The sequence below is a fragment of the Nocardia glycosmidis genome (assembly GCF_052545115.1).
In genome coordinates, this window is record NZ_JBQWRH010000045.1 from 1 (window position 1) to 3,159 (window position 3,159).

The window sequence follows — 3,159 nt, forward strand, 5'->3', positions numbered from 1 at the left end:
TTCGGTCGTGCCGATTTGACGGCGGATCGGTTTGTGGCGAATCCGTTCGAGTGGGGTGTGCGGATGTATCGCACGGGTGATGTGGTGGCGTGGAATTCGGCGGGTGAGCTCGAGTATCGGGGTCGTTCGGATTTTCAGGTGAAGATTCGTGGTTTCCGGATCGAGTTGGGTGAGGTGGAGGCGGCGTTGTTGGCGCTGCCTGCGGTGGCGCAGGCGGTGGTGGTCGCGAAGTCGGATCCGAGGGTTGGTGATCGTCTGGTCGCGTATGTGGTTCCCGGTGATGCGGGTGTGGATGTGGCGGGGGTGCGGTCTGTGTTGTCGGCGGGTTTGCCGTCGTACATGGTGCCGTCGGCGTTTGTGGTGTTGGAGGGGTTGCCGTTGAGTGTGAATGGCAAGGTGGATCGGAGGGCGTTGCCGGAGCCGGAGTTCGAGGTTCAGGTGTTTCGTGCGCCGTCGACGCCGATCGAGGAGATTGTGGCGTCGGTGTTTGCTGGGGTGTTGGGTGTGGAGCGGGTGGGCGCGGATGATGATTTTTTCGCGTTGGGTGGTAATTCGTTGTTGGCGACGCAGGTCGCCGCGCGGATCGGTAAGGCATTGGACACCAGGGTGCCGGTGCGGTGGCTGTTCGAAGCGTCTACCGTCGCGGGACTGGCCGTTCGGGCCGAACGGCATACGGGAGCAGGTGGCCGCCGGGATTTGGTGGCTGGTCCGCGGCCAGAGCGGATTCCGTTGTCCTTGGCGCAGCAGCGGATGTGGTTCCTGAACCAATTCGACACCGAATCCGCGGCGTACAACGTGCCGATCGCAGTGCGGCTGACGGGGGCGCTCGATATTGCCGCATTGCAGCAGGCGGTGTCGGACCTCGTGGTGCGGCACGAGATTTTGCGCACCATTTATCCGCAGACCGAGGACGGCCCGGTGCAGGTCATTCTGCCGCCGGCTCGAGCGGTGCCGCGGTTGGAGGTCCGGGTGGTCGCGGCGACGGAGATCGAATCCGCCGTGGTGGCGCTGAATTCGACGATTTTCGATGTGACCGCCGAGGTTCCGGTGCGGGTCGCGCTGTTCCAGATTGCCGGAGATACATCGAATTTCGCTGATGTGGGAGCCGGCTCCCATGTTTTGCCCGCAGGCTCGGCTGGTCCGCGATCGGAGAATCTCGCTGATGCCGAGCCGGTGGACTATGTGCTGGCTATGGTGGTGCATCACATTTCTGGTGATGGGTCGTCGGTGGGTCCGCTGACACGGGATTTGATGATTGCTTATGCGGCGCGGTCGGCGGGCGAGGCGCCGAATTGGGCGCCGTTGGCGGTGCAGTATGCGGATTACAGTGTCTGGCAGCGTGAGCTGTTGGGTAGCGACGATGATGCGGAGTCGTTGGCGTCCAGGCAGGTTGCCTATTGGCAGCAGGCTCTGGCTGGTTTGCCGGATCAGTTGGATTTGCCGTCGGATCGGTCGCGTCCAGTGGCGCGGTCGCTTGCGGGTGGCAAGGTCGAGTTGCGGGTGGACGCCGGGACTCATCGGGGCTTGATGGAGTTGGCGCGTGCGGAGGGCGCGACGCTGTTCATGGTGGCGCACACCGCGTTGGCGGTGTTGCTGGCCCGGCTGTCGGGGACTACGGACATCGCGATCGGTACGCCGGTGGCGGGCCGCGGTGAAGCGGTGCTGGATGACTTGATCGGGATGTTCGTCAATACCCTGGTGTTCCGCACCCGGGTGGAGGCGGGGGAGCCGTTCACCGATCTATTGGCTCGCCAGCGTGAGACGGATATTCAGGCGTTCGCCAATGCTGATGTGCCGTTCGAGCGTCTGGTGGAGGTGCTCAATCCGGTGCGCTCGACCGCGCGGCATCCGTTGTTCCAAGTGGGTTTGTCGTTCCAGAATTTGGCGCAGGCGGCGTTGGAGTTGCCGGGGTTGCGTGTGTCGGGGCTGGATGTCGATGCCGGGTTGTCGCAGTTCGATCTGCATCTGATCGTGACCGACCGTTACGACGACGCGGGCGCGCCGGCGGGCATCACGGGGTTCTTCACGTACGCGACCGATCTGTTCGACCGCGCGACGGTGCGAGGTTTCGTGGATCGGTTCGAGCGTTTGCTGGGTGGGATCATCGCCGCGCCGCGTACTGCGGTGGGTGACCTCGAGTTGCTCGGCGCGACCGAGCGGACGGAGCTGCTCTCCGGGCGTAATGCGACCGAACGGCTGGTGGACACCTCCGCCACGCTGGTATCGCTACTGGACGCCTCGGTCGCGGCCGATCCGCGGGCGGTGGCAATCGTCGGTGACGATCCGGCAGGTGCCGGGCGGGTAGAGCTGACCTACGCCGAGTTGGATGCCCGGGTGAACCGGCTGGCGCGATATCTGATCGGGCAGGGTATCGGTGCCGAGGATCGGGTTGCCCTGGCGATCCGCCGTTCGATGGATCTCGTGGTCGCCATGTACGCGGTGGCGAAAGCCGGTGCGGCGTATGTTCCGCTCGACCCGGATCATCCGGCTGAGCGCACTGGCTACATCCTCGAGACAGCGGCACCGGTGTGTGTGCTGACGAACGCGGCCGCGGAGTTCGAGACGGATTTCGCGTCGGTGGTGCGGATCGATGATCTGGATCTGTCGGGTGTGGCGGCGACTCCGGTTACCGATGCTGATCGGGTTGCACCGTTGCGGGCGGAGAACACGGCGTATGTGATTTTCACATCGGGTTCGACCGGTCGCCCGAAGGGCGTGGCGGTGGCGCACGGCGCGATCGCCAACCAGTTGCAGTGGAAGACCATCGAATTCGGTCTCGACGCCGCGGACGCGATCCTGTTGAAGACGGCGGCGACGTTCGATTTGTCGGTGTGGGAGTTCTGGTCTGCGGCAGTGTGTGGTGGTCGGCTGGTGATCGCGTCACCGGATGGTCATCGCGATCCGGCGTATCTCAACGAGTTGATGGCGCGCGAGTGGGTGACCACGCTGCATGTGGTGCCGTCGATGCTGGACGCTTTGTTGACGGCGGGAATGCCGAGTTCGTTGTGGCGGGTGTTGGCGATCGGTGAAGCTTTGCCGGGTTCGGTCGCGCAGCGGTTGCTGCGGGATTACCCGCGCACCGAACTGTTCAACCTCTACGGTCCGACCGAGGCGGCGGTGTCGATCACCAGCCATCGGGTTACCCGCGCCGATGAGGTG

Annotated in this window: 1 protein-coding gene; it reads left to right on the forward strand. The window is 64.4% G+C overall.

Features of this window, described 5'->3' with window-relative positions; genetic code table 11:
* A partial coding sequence (locus ACT86A_RS27360; RefSeq protein WP_445095107.1) for a condensation domain-containing protein occupies positions 1-3,159 on the forward strand: 3,159 nt, incomplete at both ends.